The 13302-nt window shown below is 69.2% G+C and carries 12 protein-coding genes and 1 pseudogene; 7 read left to right on the top strand and 6 right to left on the bottom strand.

Going from position 1 to position 13302, the window contains the following annotated elements; all coding sequences use genetic code 11:
- Window positions 1-17 precede the first annotated feature (17 nt).
- The 3 genes from FL344_RS30890 to FL344_RS30900 are packed head-to-tail and all read left to right on the top strand — an operon-like array spanning window position 18 to window position 3321.
- The gene (locus FL344_RS30890) at window positions 18-1286 is read left to right on the top strand and encodes a GNAT family N-acetyltransferase (protein ID WP_141621050.1); all 1269 of its coding nucleotides are present in this window, start codon (window positions 18-20) and stop codon (window positions 1284-1286) included.
- On the top strand, window positions 1283-2476 hold the full coding sequence (locus FL344_RS30895) for a GNAT family N-acetyltransferase (protein WP_141621051.1): 1194 nt from the start codon (window positions 1283-1285) through the stop codon (window positions 2474-2476). The genes FL344_RS30890 and FL344_RS30895 overlap by 4 nt, the downstream gene beginning before the upstream one ends.
- Before the next feature lie 2 nt (window positions 2477-2478).
- Window positions 2479-3321, top strand: coding sequence for a formyltransferase family protein (locus tag FL344_RS30900; RefSeq protein ID WP_141621052.1), 843 nt, complete (start codon window positions 2479-2481; stop codon window positions 3319-3321).
- A 65-nt stretch (window positions 3322-3386) separates the two neighbouring features.
- Here FL344_RS30900 and FL344_RS30905 read toward each other — a convergent pair whose 3' ends face one another.
- Window positions 3387-4205 carry a hypothetical protein gene (locus tag FL344_RS30905; RefSeq protein ID WP_141621053.1) on the bottom strand — a complete coding sequence of 273 codons (819 nt, stop codon included), beginning with the start codon at window positions 4203-4205 and terminating at the stop codon, window positions 3387-3389.
- Window positions 4206-4598: 393 nt separating this feature from the next.
- Between FL344_RS30905 and FL344_RS30910 the strand changes: the two genes are divergently transcribed.
- A complete protein-coding gene (locus tag FL344_RS30910) occupies window positions 4599-4973 on the top strand; it encodes a PilZ domain-containing protein (protein WP_228558414.1) in 375 nt (124 codons plus the stop codon).
- Here the strand turns inward: FL344_RS30910 and FL344_RS30915 are convergent.
- Complete coding sequence (locus tag FL344_RS30915) at window positions 4968-5630, bottom strand: TetR/AcrR family transcriptional regulator (protein ID WP_141621054.1); 663 nt, start codon at window positions 5628-5630, stop codon at window positions 4968-4970. The genes FL344_RS30910 and FL344_RS30915 overlap by 6 nt on opposite strands.
- Window positions 5630-6721 carry a saccharopine dehydrogenase NADP-binding domain-containing protein gene (locus FL344_RS30920; RefSeq protein ID WP_141593334.1) on the bottom strand — a complete coding sequence of 364 codons (1092 nt, stop codon included), beginning with the start codon at window positions 6719-6721 and terminating at the stop codon, window positions 5630-5632. The genes FL344_RS30915 and FL344_RS30920 overlap by 1 nt, the downstream gene beginning before the upstream one ends.
- Before the next feature lie 126 nt (window positions 6722-6847).
- On the opposite strand from FL344_RS30920, the gene FL344_RS39850 reads away from it, so the two are divergent.
- Window positions 6848-6973 carry a hypothetical protein gene (locus FL344_RS39850; protein ID WP_255508253.1) on the top strand — a complete coding sequence of 42 codons (126 nt, stop codon included), beginning with the start codon at window positions 6848-6850 and terminating at the stop codon, window positions 6971-6973.
- Between the two features lie 53 nt (window positions 6974-7026).
- Here the strand turns inward: FL344_RS39850 and FL344_RS30930 are convergent, their stop codons facing one another.
- On the bottom strand, window positions 7027-9090 hold the full coding sequence (locus FL344_RS30930) for a M6 family metalloprotease domain-containing protein (protein WP_141621056.1): 2064 nt from the start codon (window positions 9088-9090) through the stop codon (window positions 7027-7029).
- A 530-nt stretch (window positions 9091-9620) separates the two neighbouring features.
- Between FL344_RS30930 and FL344_RS30935 the strand changes: the two genes are divergently transcribed.
- Entirely contained in the window at window positions 9621-10967 is a 1347-nt protein-coding gene (locus FL344_RS30935; RefSeq protein ID WP_141621057.1) for an erythromycin esterase family protein, read from the top strand.
- A 5-nt stretch (window positions 10968-10972) separates the two neighbouring features.
- Here FL344_RS30935 and FL344_RS30940 read toward each other — a convergent pair whose 3' ends face one another.
- Window positions 10973-11599 carry a nuclear transport factor 2 family protein gene (locus tag FL344_RS30940; RefSeq protein ID WP_141621058.1) on the bottom strand — a complete coding sequence of 209 codons (627 nt, stop codon included), beginning with the start codon at window positions 11597-11599 and terminating at the stop codon, window positions 10973-10975.
- A 50-nt stretch (window positions 11600-11649) separates the two neighbouring features.
- On the opposite strand from FL344_RS30940, the gene FL344_RS30945 reads away from it, so the two are divergent.
- Complete coding sequence (locus FL344_RS30945) at window positions 11650-12423, top strand: alpha/beta fold hydrolase (protein WP_141621059.1); 774 nt, start codon at window positions 11650-11652, stop codon at window positions 12421-12423.
- Between the two features lie 27 nt (window positions 12424-12450).
- On the opposite strand, the pseudogene FL344_RS30950 reads toward FL344_RS30945, so the two are convergent.
- Window positions 12451-13302: pseudogene (locus tag FL344_RS30950) on the bottom strand (caspase family protein); the annotation flags it as partial.

Raw genomic sequence — 13302 nt, forward strand, 5'->3', positions numbered from 1 at the left:
CAACCCACCCGAAAGACATGACCGCGTCCGCACCCGTCACCGGAAGCGCTCCCGCCTTCCACACCTTCCCGCGCCCGCTCGACGTGCGTTGGGTCGGCTCCATCAACGACATCGGCCGGGAGGACTGGCACACCTGCTTCCCACCCACCGACGTGATGCAGTCCTTCGAGCTGCACCAGGCCACCGAGGCAGCCAGCATCGAGGATGTCCGGTTCCACTACCTGGTCCTCCGGAACGAGGGCGCGGTGGTGGCCATCGTCCCCTGCTTCCGCTTCCGGATGTCGCTGACGGTCATCGCCCCGGAGAACGTCAACAAGGTGGTGTCCCAGGTCCGCCGCGCGCTCCCGGACTTCCTCTTTCTGAATGCGTTCGTCATCGGCACGCCCATCGCCATCTGCAAGGACTTGCTGGGCATCCGCACGGACCTGCCGAAGGCGCGGCGTGACGACGTGCTGCGCGCCATCTCCCGCGAGGTGATTGCCCGCGCCCGGCACCTGAAGCTGGGCCTGGTCTTCATGAAGGAGTTCACCTCCCAGAAGCTGCCCGAGGTGAAGGACGTGCTGTCCCCGCGCTTCCACTTCGTGGAGAGCGCGGCCACCACCTACCTGTACCTGGGCGAGCCCGGGAAGAGCACCTTCAAGGACCGGCTGCGCAAGAAGTACCGCTCCTTGATGAACAACCGCATGGCCCGCGTCCAGGAGGCGGGCATGCGCTGGGAGACCGTCTCCGACTTCTCACGCTACGCCGCACAGATGCACCCGCTGTACCTGCAGGTCCTCAACCGCTCGAAGATTCGCTTCGAGACGCTCAGCGTGGACTTCTTCGCCCAACTGCCCCGGCGCCTGGGCGACCGCGTCTTCGCTCTCCTGTGCTTCAAGGGCGAGCAGTTGGTGTCCTTCGAGCTGTTCCTCAAGGACGCGGAGTGGGTCCACCCCATCTACCTGGGCCTGGACTACAGCCTCCGCGACGAGGGCGCGCTGTACTTCAACAGCATCTACAAAATCGTGGAGGTGCTGGAGTCCCAGGGCAAGTCGGTGGTGCAGTTGGGACAGACGAGCTACGCGGTGAAGGCCAGCATCGGCGCGGTGGTGGACCGGCTGTACCTGGCCGTGCACCACACCCACCCGGTGCTGGACCAGTTGCTGAAGCGCTTCGGCGCGGAGCTCTTCCCGCCCACGCCCCTGCCCCGCTCGCAGCGCGTGTTCCGGGACATGAAGGAGAACGACGACGGCCTGGCCCGCCATGGCATCCACTTCGAGCGGCTGGACGCGGAGGGCGACGAATGACGGCGAAGGCGGGCATCACCACGAAAGTCGTCCCTCGCATCCGGGACGTGCCCCAGGCGCTGTGGGACGACAAGGTAGCGCGGGGACACCCCTTCAAGAGCGCCGCGTTCCTCTCCTGCCTGGAGGACTCGTTCCCGGAGCGGAAGTTCGGCTACCTCATCGTGTCGCAAGGCGCGGACGTCGTCGGACTGGCGGTCATCACCGAGGAGCGCCTGGACTTGAGCCTGCTGCTGCCGGAGCAGGTGGGCACGCTGACCAGGGGCGTGCGCAAGGTGCTGCCCGGATTCCTATCGCTGGGCCTGGGCATGGTGGGCACCTTCGAAACGGCGGAGCGGCACTGGTGGTACGACGCGCAACGCGTTTCCGAGCATGACTTCGCGCGGGCGCTGCTCGCCGCTTGCGACGAGGTGTGTGGCGACGCCGCGCTGCTGCTGGTGCGCGACTTCATGGAGGCCCTGCCCGAGGACGTGCGCCTGGAGTCGTGGTTCCTCCAGCGGGGCTTCAAGCAGGTGGCCAACCACCCCATGGCCATGGTGACGCTGGACGGGCTGAGCAGCGAGGCCCACTTCCAGCGGCTGAAGAAGAAGTCGCGGCAGAACCTGCGCAAGAAGCTGAAGGACGCGGAGGCGCTCGGCTTCCAGGTGGAGCGGGTGCGGGACTTCCGCCCCCTCATCGACGAGTGCTACCCGCTCTACCTCCAGGTCCACGAGGGCGCGTCGGAGTTCAAGCGCAACCCGTTCCCTCGGGCCTTCTTCGAGACCATCGCGGAGCGGATGCCCACTACCAGCAGCTTCCTCACGCTGCGCGACTCGGCCGGGCACCTGATTGCCTTCATCCTCACGGGCACCGGGGGCGGCATCAACAACCCCTTCTGCATCGGCATGGACTACGCCCGGACGGAAGGCACGCCGGCCTACTACCTGATGATGTGGAAGGAAATCGAACACGCGGCCCGCACGGGATGCCGCGTGGTGGACCTGGGTCTCACCAGCTACTTCGTGAAGCAGACGGTGGGCGCGGAGCTGGAGGGCATGACGATGGCTGCCCGCATCCAGTCCGCGTGGCTGCGGCCCCTGCTCAATCCCCTGCTGCCCGCGCTGCTGAGCGAGAAGCAGCCGCAGGAGCGGCGGAAGTTCCGCGTCTCCACCTTCGACGACGACTCGCAGCCCCCCACTGACCAGGCCGCCTGACCATGCTCCGCTTCGCCTACGGCTGCATTCCCTCCGTCATGTCCCTGTACTTCGCCAACACCCTGGTGCGGCGAGCAGGGCTGACACCCGCGTGCATCCTCCTGTCCGCGGGGGGCCTGCGCTTCCAGAAGAAGCGCTACACCCCGGCCCAGGTGCTGCCTGTCTTCCTGAAGCAGTTTGGCCCGCGCTTCACCGGCTACAACGTGCTCGCCGGGCTGAGTGGCTCGCTGCCCTTCAGCATTCCCGCTTCGGGGTTGATGAGCTTCCAGGCGCTCTCCCGGGCATATGGCATTCCGCTGGTCATCAGTGATGACTTCTCCGGAGCGGCCACGGTGAGCGAGCTCGAGCGGCACGGGGTGGCGTTGTTCCTCACCAGCATGTGCGATCAAATCATCCGGGAGCCGCTGCTCAGTCTGCCGCGCCATGGCTGTTTGAACATCCATCCATCGCTGCTGCCGGAGTTCCGCGGCGTGGACTCCGTCTTCCAGGCCATGCTGAACGGCGTGTCTGAGATTGGCACGACCCTCCACCGCACCACCGCGCGCATCGACGCGGGCGACGTGCTGGCCCAGAGCGCGTTCACCCGCTCGGCCGCCGATTCCCACCTGGCGCTGACGGCGAAGGCGACCGCCGCGGGCATTGCCCTGCTCGAGCGGCACATGGAGATGTTGGAGCGCGGAGAGACGCCGGACGCGCGCCCCATCGACGTGAGCCGGGCGCGCCATCCCTACCGCTCCTGGCCAGAACGGGAGGAGCTGCGCCGCTTCCACGCCCAGGGGAACACCTTCTGGCGGGCGTCGGACTTCCGCCGCCTCCTCGCCTTCGAGGACGTGCTGGCGGCATGACGCGGCGGAAACGACACGCCGGACGGGAGAGGCTCCCGCCCGGCGTGGGTGCTTCGGACCGCGGACTACTTGCCGCGGATGACGGACTCGCTGTGGATGGTCAGCGCGCTCGCGGCGGCCGTCAGGTCAATGGCCGAGAAGCTGGTGTACGGGTAGTGGCCATCGCCCAGCTCCTCGACGAACTCGACGTAGTCGCCGCTGACCTCGCGGCCGTCGAAGTTGAACGTGAAGGCTCCCGGCGTCGCGCTGCGGAAAGCCCACACGCAGGCGCCCGAGGGGAGGGGGTCATTGAACCCGAAGGTCATGTGGTTGCGGAAGCCGATGTGGATGGGCGTGAAGCGGATGTGGATGTCGTACCAGGACGCGTCCATCGGGAACCAGAGGCCGCGGTTGATGTGCCGGCCCTGGAACTGACCGCCGTTGTACACGTACACGCTGTAGGTCGAACCGCCCGGCGTGCCGGTGAACTGCGGATGGAACGTCACCTGGCCCGGCTCACTGCCGATGCCGACCTGGATGGTGCTGACCACCTGGTTGCCATCACGCGCCGCCAGGGCGAAGCCCTGTCCGGCCTTGGCGAGGTCCTGGAAGACGGCCTTCTGCTCCCACTGCGTCGCGGCGGCGAAGTTGCTGGAGACGCCGTCGTTGGCGGCCTTCTCCAGGCCGGTGACGTTGAGGCCCTTCTCCGTGCGCTCGAGCTTCGCGTTGCCCGCGGCGCAGTTCTTGATGCCGGCGAAGGTCTCAACGCACTGCTGCTCCACAGGCGCTTCCTGGGCCGAAAGCGCGTCAGCCTCGGCAGGCTGCGACTCCTCGCCCTGGCAACCCGCGGCCGTCAGACTCAGGAGTGCTGCCGCCATCAGGCGGCCCGTCAGCTTGATGCTCATGGATGAAAAACCTCTCGTTGGGGGATGACGACTGCCGGGTCTCCGGTGAAGACCCGGAGACCGCGTTTGCACCCAGCGCGCCAGCGCGTGGCGGACGGCGCCACCGCTCGGTGAGGGCTCGCCGGCCACCCCGCTCGCGAGCACGTGACGTAGCGCGCGGCGTCACAGAAACCCGGCTCCTGTGACGAGCCCTGTTACACCCCAGCCAGCCAAGGAGCGCCTTTCCCGCGGCTTCATGAAGCCCGGGGCGCGGGTCGAACGAGACACCTTTCGGGTGTGTGCACTGCGGGCTGGTTGGGTCCTGAGATTTCGTACCAACCCGCCATATCCCCTATGCTTCGTCACCGTCGCCCGGGAGCCCGGCCGGACTTCCCCCCCGGAGAAGGCTGGAACATGAACAGCGCCAGCGTGAATGAATCCCCCACGGATCGTCGTCGCTTTCCTCGGCTCGAGGCGCCGCTCTATGCCCGGCCCGCGCGACTCAGGCGCGTGGACAAGCAGCAGGTGCTGGACGCCAGCCTGGGGGGCATCCGCATCTACTCCGACGAGCAGTACACCCAGGACTCCGAGTTGGAGCTGGACCTGTTCCTCCGCGACGGCACTTCGTTGGAGTGCAAAGCGCGTGTGGCCTGGACGCGCAAGCTTGCCAAGGACGCGGTGGCGCGCTTTGAAGTCGGCCTGGCCTTCACTGACGTACCGCCGCTGGCCATGGACAAGCTCAAGTCGGTGCTCGTCGTGGATGACGAGGGCGGCCCGGCCGACTCATAGCTTTTCGGCGGCGGGGACGCCCGCCAGGGCTTCCTCCAACACGGCCCGCAGCTCCTGCTCCAACCCTGGCACCGAGGCCCTCCGGAGCGCACCGCCGCCTCTGAAGAGTGACAGCCCCTCCAGGAATGCGACCACCAGCGCCGCGCGACGCTCCAGGCGTGACGGGCTGAGCCCGGGCGCCAGTTCACGCAGCAACGCCACGACGCCCGCCCGGAAGCCCGCGTAGAAGACGGCGAGCGCGTCCGCGACCATCTCATCCCGTGCGGCGAGCGCCCACAGCTCCGCGAAGAGCTGGCAATGACGCGGGGACTCCTGGTCCTCCAGCAGGGCCTCCACCGCGCGACGAAGCCGCTCCACCGGCGCACGGCCGCCTTCCTCCACCCGCGCATGCACCCGTTGACTGGCGGCTTCCAGGTAGCGCGCGAGCAGCGCCCGCACCACGTCCTGCTTCGCGGGGAAGTAATACTGGAGGTTGCCCATGCTGAGCCCCGCCCGCTGAGCCACCCGGCGCAGCGAGAGCCCCGAATGGCCCTCCTCCACCAGTGTGTCGGTGGCCGCATCGAGGATGGACGCCACGCGCTCGGTCCCCTTGGCGTGGACGGCGGTCCCCTCGCGAGGCTTCGACGATGGCAGCTTCCCCCGCGTGGCGCGTGGCATCAGGCCGCCTCCCGGCGCGGTTGTTCGTCGAACCGGACCTGGACGCCGCACCCGCGCAGGGCGGCCAGGGCCTGCTCCGGACGCGCGTCGTGCTCCGGGAACCACACACCCGCGGCGGGAGGCGGCGCGCCATCCCATCCCAGCAATCGCTCCGTCCCCAGCACCGCGCCCACGGCCGTGAGGTGGGCCTGTCCCTTCGGGTCCACCACCTCGATGCGCAGCGCTCCGCGAGGGCCTTCCACGTCCGCCACCCACGCCGCCTCACCGCCCGTGCCGCTGCTGGCCATCAGCGCGCGCCGCACGGACGTCAGGCGGGGATGCTGGAGCAGCCGGAGCAGCCCCACCTGCTGGAGCGCCGCGAGCATCCAGGTGACGGTGCCCGAATCGAACCCCAGCCGCGTCGACACCGTGCGCGCGCCCAGCACCAGCGGCAGCGTGGCCTGCTCGGGCGTGTCGAGCCGAAAGACACGCGTGGGCCGCCCATCCGGGAACATCACCCGGCGGCCGTCCGTCAGCGGCAACACCTGCCGCTCCTTCCCTCCCTCCGTGATGTCGAAGGCCATCCCCAGCCGGTCCATGTACTCCACCGAGTCGGGACCGGCCTGGTCCGCCAGGGCGAAGCGGATGCCCACGTCGACGCGCTCGACGCCGCCCACCCGCTCCGACGCGCCCGCGACGAGCCTGGGCACCAGTCCCGCCATCCACGCGGAGCTGAGCAGGACGGGGGCCCGTGGGGGCGTCCCCGACAGCCGCAGCACCGCCGACTTCACACGCGACGTCCAGCGGGTGATGTCGAGCACCGCCACGCCTTCCCGGACCGCCGAGCGCAGCACCGCATCGTCCGGGTCATTGACCAGCGACACCACGGCCCTGGGCCGTCCGGACAGGCACGCCAGCGGGTCGGGCGCCGTCACATCCAGCACCGCGGCTTCCGCGTTCCCCAGCCGCCGGGCCAACGCCTCCGCGGGCTCGCGACGGCGGCCAGCGATGACCAGCGGAAGGTCCGGATGCCGCTCCCGCAGCAACTGCGCGAGCCACGTCCCCACCACGCCGTAGCCCCCCACCAGAACGACACTGTCCTCAGCCACCATTGCGCGCTCCGCCCGCCCGGCGTGGGACATCCACGCCGCATGGAATCTTTATTAGGTCAGTTGACCTATATTTTCACGACAATCGTCCTGGCCGCGCGGCATTGGGTGGTCCACGTCCCTGGCGTCGTGCTCCGGCCCCGACTGATGCGCGGCGCAGGCCCCTTCGTCTTCACCCAGGATGTGGGCGTGGACTCAGTGGCCGAGCGCATCCTCGGCGCGTGGCGGCAGCGCACTTTCGCCCGGGCATCCTGAAATCACACATCCGCTCGCGGCGGTGATGAATCGCCGCGAGCGGACTCGCAACATCACCTCGAGCGCGTCAGCGGCTCGGCCACGTTCACGGTGGCGGTGCCATGCCACACGAGGCCGTACTCGTCCTTGTAGATGTCCAGGTCCACCGTGTGGCTGCCGCGCGCCTCCGGTAGAATGGACTTCGACATCGTGAAGGTGAAGGCGCCACCCGGCGGCAGGTTCACACCCCAGTCGGAAAAGGCGGTGTCCCAGGCCGACGGCAGGTTGGAATAGAAGTCGTACCAGACCCAATCACACGACGCGGAGTCATTGTTGGTGACGTTCACCGTCCAGGTGACATCCGTGCCCGGCGCCGCCGTCACTGCCTGCGGTGACAGCGTGACGGTGGGCGACGCGGTGACACAACGCTCGACGATGTCGATGTCCGCCATGCCTTGCACCGTGTGGCCGTCTCGCGTGGCGGCCAGGCCCACGGCGTATGTGCCGGGCGCCGCGCTGTAGGGCGCATACGCCTGGAGGCCCAATGACAACGAGGCGGACGCGGCGACAGTGACTTGCGCAGGCAGACGGTCGGAGCCCCACCCCTGCGGAAGGAGAGCGGAGACCTGGAAGGTGGACGGCGAACACGTAGGCGAGTCGTGGTTGACGAGAACGACCTCGAACTCCGGCCGGCCTCCGGGCCAGGACGTGGGGGCGAAGGACGTCACCTGCACCTCGTGGGGTGCGCGGACGCACGCGGATTGACGGTGCGCGATGCTCACGACGAGTCCCGCGGACGTCGCCGCGTTCACGGTCACGGAGAGGGTGCTGTAGGGGTCGTCCCACGTCGTGCCCGGAAGCAAGGCCGGGTCGGTCCACGACGCCGTCTGCGGCGTGAAGTCGAGCAGGTGCGAGCCACTCAGCGTCGTCGCATCCGCGTAGTGCACGAGCGCGCCGCCGAACACCTGCGGCGCCAGCGTCGCCTCATAGCCCCCCACGGGCTGGCGGTACTCCAACCACAGCCAGTCATTGCTCCCAGGCCGCCGCCGCACCTTGAGCGCCTTCAGCCCGCCCGACGCGACCACGGGCGCGAGGGTGAAGGTGCCGTCCACGCCGTCCACTTCGGCCACGGCGGACGCATCCAGCCAGCCGATGCGTGCCTTCTGCGGCGCCGCGTAGTGGCCCAGGTTCCACCGTCCCATCGTCGAGAAGACATCCCCGTACTCGTCGATGACTCCCGTCGCCCCCGGCAGGCCCAGGGCCTCCGCGCCGAAGTCGCGCGAGCTCGCATGGCCCAACGTGAGGTTGTGCCCCGCCTCGTGCGTCACCAACTCCACGGCACTGTCGTGGACCATCATGGACTCCGCCACGAGCCACGACGTGGAGGCCGTCACGGTACCGTCCGCCGTCTGCACCTGCCCACAGGACACCGTGGCCTGACCGGCGTAAGAACAGCCCGCCAGGGGGCGTGGGTGGACAATGAAGATGCGGTCGTACTGCGTGAAGTCCACGTCCGCGTCCGCCGCCCGCACCGCGGCCTCACGCATGGCCGCGCCTTCACTGCACGAATAGGCGCGGTCCAGCGTGTACCCGCTCACCACGTCGCCCGTGGTCGTGGTGCGGCCCTCGGACACCTCGCTCCAGTAATCCGCCAGCGAACGACGCGTCGTGGAGAAGAACACGTCGTGGACCGCCTGCGGCGTGAGGCCGGGCCAGGCCATGCCGGGGAACTCCGTCATGATGACCAGGCTGCGCTGCACGCCGCTGACGCCACATGCGCTCGTCGTGCTCAGCGAGGACGCGGCATGGGTGTCCACGTCCACGCCCTGTGCGATGAGCTGGCCGCCCTGCTCGCGCCCCCGCACCTTCACCTGGAGCCCGCTGCGCAGTCCCGACGGCGCGCCGTGTTCGAAGCGCACCTGGCGGTGCTGGTTCCCCTGCTTCACGAAGTACTCTTCCCACGACGCGGCGGGCGCGGGCGGGTCCACCACCACGACCTCCAGCTCACCTTCCCATGACTCCTGACGGCTCACCGTTTCGTGTGGTGGCGACCCGTCCTGCGCTTCATCCACGTCGGAAACCTGCGCGCTACAGGCCGCGAGCCACACGGCCGATACCATGCTCCACGTGCGGGACATTTCCCCTCCGGAGAACGGCGGCCCGGAACGGGGCGCCGCGCGCCTTGTGCACGGAGCGATTCACTCGCGCAACGCATCCCCGACGAAGCCACGAGGAATTCACGCGGAAGGGATTGGAGACGCAGCGCGGTTCGCTCGCGAGGTCTGATCGCTCACGGAGCGGCGGCTGCGCTCAGCGCCCGGGCGGGATGCCCAGGTCCAGCGGCTCACGCTGACTTCGATGGGGTGGCGCACCAAGACGCCAAACAGCCCCAGGGTGACGCCCGTCTCTCTTCTTGTCGGAGTCGTCGCGGCCTGCCTTCGCCGCCACGGACTGGGCGGACGACGCGCCGTCCAGGGACACCCGTGCCCGAGCCATCGCCTTCGTGAGGTCCAGCCCTGGACTGCGATGCCCGCCTGGCGCTGGGGCCCCGATGGGTGCTGGCACGCTGCCACGTGAATGCAACGGAGGGGGTGCCTACCCGTCCGCCGCCCGGGCTGAGGGGAAGGCACGATGGGCACTCCGCCAGGTCCGCCCCACCTTGTGAGGCATGGGTTCAATGGAGGAGGACGCCCCGGAGGTGTCGGCCGCCCTGCTGGAGGGCATCCGAGCCGCCGCGCTCCCCGTGTCGGGCCGCGCTTCGGACCTGGACCCGCTCATCGAGAGCATCGGTGATGCGCGGTTCGTCCTGCTGGGCGAGGCCACACACGGCACACACGAGTTCTACCAGGCACGCGCCACCCTCACCCGCCGCCTCATCGCCGAGCAGGGCTTCCGCGCGCTGGTGGTGGAGGCCGACTGGCCGGCCGCCCTCCGTGTCGACGCGTTCGTGCGGGGGAACGGGCAGGACGCGACGGCCGCTGGCGCCCTGGGCAACTTCCAGCGATTCCCTCGGTGGATGTGGCGCAACCGGGAGATGGAGGAGCTGGTCACCTGGATGCGCGCCCACAACGCCACGGTGCCACCGGAGCAGCGGGCGGGCTTCTACGGCATGGACCTGTACAGCCTTCACGACTCCATGCGGGAGGTGGTGGCCTGGTTGGACACGGTGGACCCGGATGCCGCGCAGCGGGCCCGCGAGCGCTACGCCTGCTTCGACCACTTCGGCCCCGAGCCCCACGTCTATGGCCAGTCCACCACGTCGGGGCAGGCGGACTCGTGCGAGGAGCAGGTCTGGGCCCAGTTCGTGGAGTTGCAGCGGCGGAGGACTCGAGGGCCCGAGGACGCGGACGCCCGCTTCCACGCCGAGCAGAACGCCCGGCTCGTCGCCAACGCGGAGGCGTACTACCGCGCCGTGTATGCGGGCCGGCACGAAGGCTGGAACCTGCGTGACACGCACATGGCGGACACGGTGGACGCGCTCGCGGCGCACCTGTCACGCAGCGGTCCACCGGCCCGGCTGGTCATCTGGGCGCACAACTCCCACCTGGGTGATGCCCGTGCCACGCAACTGGGCGACCAGGGAGAGCTCAACGTGGGCCAGCTCCTGCGCGAGCGGCACAGCGCGGCCACCTACAACGTGGGCTTCACCACGTACACGGGCGTGGTCATCGCCGCGCACGAATGGGACGAGCCCGGCCTGCGACGCCGCATCCAGCCCGCCATGTCCGGCAGCTACGAGCGCCTGTTCCACGACGTGGGCATGCCCGCGTTCCTGCTGCGCATGGCCGAGCTGGGCGAAGCGGCGGGCGGCCTGCACGAGCGCCGCCTGGAGCGTGCCATCGGCGTGGTGTACGCGCCGCGCACCGAGCGGTGGAGCCACTACTTCCACGCGAACCTGCCCGCGCAGTTCGACGCGGTGCTGCACTACGACGAGACGCGGGCATTGCGCCCATTGGACTCGGATGCCGGGCACGGGGAGGAGGACGCGCCCGACACGTATCCCTTCGGGTTGTGAGGAGGCTAGTTCGCCTGAGCGGGCGCCCTCTCCTTGATGGGCGGCGTCTGCGGCGAGGGCACCTTCGCCGGCGGCGCCTTCCAGGTGGAGGACTTCCCGGGCGTCTTCTGGCCCCGGGCCAGGTGCCGCTCGATGCGCCGCTTCACCTCCGGCAGCACGTCGTTGGGGATGGGGATGGAGAGGTTGTACTGGGCAATCTTCCAGGTGCCGGCGTCCTTCACCAGCACGCCGCTGCCGCGGCTGGGGCCCAGGTTGGGCGTATCCAACGCCTCGTCGAACCAGGCCACCGCGCCATCCTTCGAGAGGAAGATGTGGCGTGACATCGCCTTGAAGTTCCAGGCCTTGCCCTTGGAGAAGTACGGCTTCGCCCAGGCGCGGAATTCGTCACGGGTCCAACGCTCGGTGGCGTCGGTGCCCAGGTACACCGCGTCGTCGGTGAAGTGGCCGAAGTAGCGCGCCTCGTCCGCGGCGGCGGCGGCCTGGTGCCAATCATCCAGCACGGCGGTGATGGCTGCCTTCGGGTCGGCGGGGGCCGTGTTCGCGGGAGCGGAGGCGAGCACGAAGAGCAGCAAGGAGACGGTGGGCACGCGGAAGACCTCGTCAGGCAGGGCGTTCAAGGTATGAAGCGGCACGGCCCGCCCCGCGTCAAGGCGAACGGGGCGGCGAGAAAGGCACGAATCGCATGGTCCTCGAGAGTTTCCTGGTGGGAGAGGGCGATGTGCCCACGGTGATGCTGCACGGCTTCCTGGGCACGGGGCGCAATCTGCGCTCACTGGCGACGGCGTGGAGCGCGGCGGACCCGAGCCGGCGCATCCTCCTGCCGGACCTCACCGGGCATGGGACGTCCCCTGCGCTGCCGGCGAACTCGGACCTCTACAGCATGGCCCGGGACGTGGTGGACACGGCGCGTGCGCAGGGGTTCCAGGGCCCGTTCGACTGGGTGGGGCATTCACTTGGGGGACGGGTGACGCTCGCGGCGAGCCTGAATGTGCCGGAGGCCGTCCGGAGCGTGTCGCTGCTGGACATCGCACCGGGGCCTGTCCCAGGAGACTTGTCGGAGAGCGGCAAGGTGCTGGGCATCCTGCTCCAGGCTCCGGCCCAGGCGGAGAACCGCCGGGCGATGCGCGCGGAGCTCACGGGCCGCGGCTTGTCGGAGTCGCTGGCGGACTGGCTGCTGATGAACCTGGTGACGGAGGAGAGTGGCGTGCGCTGGCGCTTCGACCGGCAGGGACTGGCGGGCCTGCACTCGCGCGTGAATGACACGGACCTGTGGACAGCGGTGGAGCGCAAGGACGGCCCGCCGATGCGGTGCCTTCGGGGTGGCCGCTCGAAATACGTGAGTGACGCGGACGTGGAGCGCCTGGTGGCCGCGGGCTGCCCGGTGGAGACGTTGCCGGAGGCCGGGCACTTCGTCCACGTGGACGCGCCGCAAGCGGTGTTGGCGTGGCTGCGCTGAGCTACTGCTGAACCTGGAGGATGCGGGTCAGATGCGCACGCCCAGCAGCAGGCCGGGCCACATCCGGACGCCGCCGGGGCCGCGGCCCAGCTTCCACTGCGGCAGCCAGCTCACGTCGCGGTCCTCGTCCTGGGACGAAGGGTCGTACGCGTTGAGGGACACACCGCCGAAGAGCGCGAAGCGCCGCTTGAGCTCCCACCCCAGCGTGGCGCGCATCCGGAACAGCGTGTTCTTGGGCCCCGAGCCATAGAAGTTCGGCTGCCAGCTTCCGTACGACAGGTCCACGTCCAGCGAGTAGCGGTCCGCCGCATCCAGCGGGACGTGCACGCCCAGGCCCATGTTGAGGAAGGTCCGCAGCGAGTCCTCGCCAATCCCTACGCCCGTGGTGGCCAGCACATAGACTGTCCGGCTCCCATACTTGATGCCCACCGACAGGGGCATGACGTCGTCGGCGGAGAGCTCCAGCACGAAGCGCCCCTTGCGCACGATGCTCAAGAAGCCAATGGGCACCGACACGTCATCCGCGATGTTGATGAACCCCAGCTGCACACCGCGCACCTCGGCCGCCACGTTGATGAGGCCCACTTGCGCGCCCGCGACGTCCCCGGAGATGTTGATGAGGCCCACCTGCGCGCCCGCGAGCCGCTCCGCCAGGTTGATGCCCACGGCCGCCTGCACGCCACGGAGGCGCGCCGCCGCGCGGTTCGCCGTGGTGCTCACCTGGAAGCCCGTGAAGTCCCGCTCGGCCATGTTGAAGACGGCGGACACCTGCCCGCCCGTCCCGCCACCGAAGGCGAGGTTGCCGCCGAACGCCGTCTGGAGACCGAAAATCTCCCCGCCCGCCACGTTCGCCACACCCGACACCTGGAATCCCTCCAC

It is taken from the genome of Myxococcus sp. AB036A, assembly GCF_006547355.1.
In the GTDB taxonomy this organism is placed as follows: domain Bacteria; phylum Myxococcota; class Myxococcia; order Myxococcales; family Myxococcaceae; genus Myxococcus; species Myxococcus virescens.

What these genes read in the sequence shown, in the direction of transcription:
- FL344_RS30890 (WP_141621050.1), top strand. Translation starts at nt 18, where the DNA reads ATGACCGCGTCCGCACCCGTCACCGGAAGCGCTCCCGCCTTCCACACC.
- FL344_RS30895 (WP_141621051.1), top strand. Translation starts at nt 1,283, where the DNA reads ATGACGGCGAAGGCGGGCATCACCACGAAAGTCGTCCCTCGCATCCGG.
- FL344_RS30900 (WP_141621052.1), top strand. Translation starts at nt 2,479, where the DNA reads ATGCTCCGCTTCGCCTACGGCTGCATTCCCTCCGTCATGTCCCTGTAC.
- FL344_RS30905 (WP_141621053.1), bottom strand. Translation starts at nt 4,205, where the DNA reads ATGAGCATCAAGCTGACGGGCCGCCTGATGGCGGCAGCACTCCTGAGT.
- FL344_RS30910 (WP_228558414.1), top strand. Translation starts at nt 4,599, where the DNA reads ATGAACAGCGCCAGCGTGAATGAATCCCCCACGGATCGTCGTCGCTTT.
- FL344_RS30915 (WP_141621054.1), bottom strand. Translation starts at nt 5,630, where the DNA reads ATGCCACGCGCCACGCGGGGGAAGCTGCCATCGTCGAAGCCTCGCGAG.
- FL344_RS30920 (WP_141593334.1), bottom strand. Translation starts at nt 6,721, where the DNA reads ATGGTGGCTGAGGACAGTGTCGTTCTGGTGGGGGGCTACGGCGTGGTG.
- FL344_RS30930 (WP_141621056.1), bottom strand. Translation starts at nt 9,090, where the DNA reads ATGTCCCGCACGTGGAGCATGGTATCGGCCGTGTGGCTCGCGGCCTGT.
- FL344_RS30935 (WP_141621057.1), top strand. Translation starts at nt 9,621, where the DNA reads ATGGGTTCAATGGAGGAGGACGCCCCGGAGGTGTCGGCCGCCCTGCTG.
- FL344_RS30945 (WP_141621059.1), top strand. Translation starts at nt 11,650, where the DNA reads ATGGTCCTCGAGAGTTTCCTGGTGGGAGAGGGCGATGTGCCCACGGTG.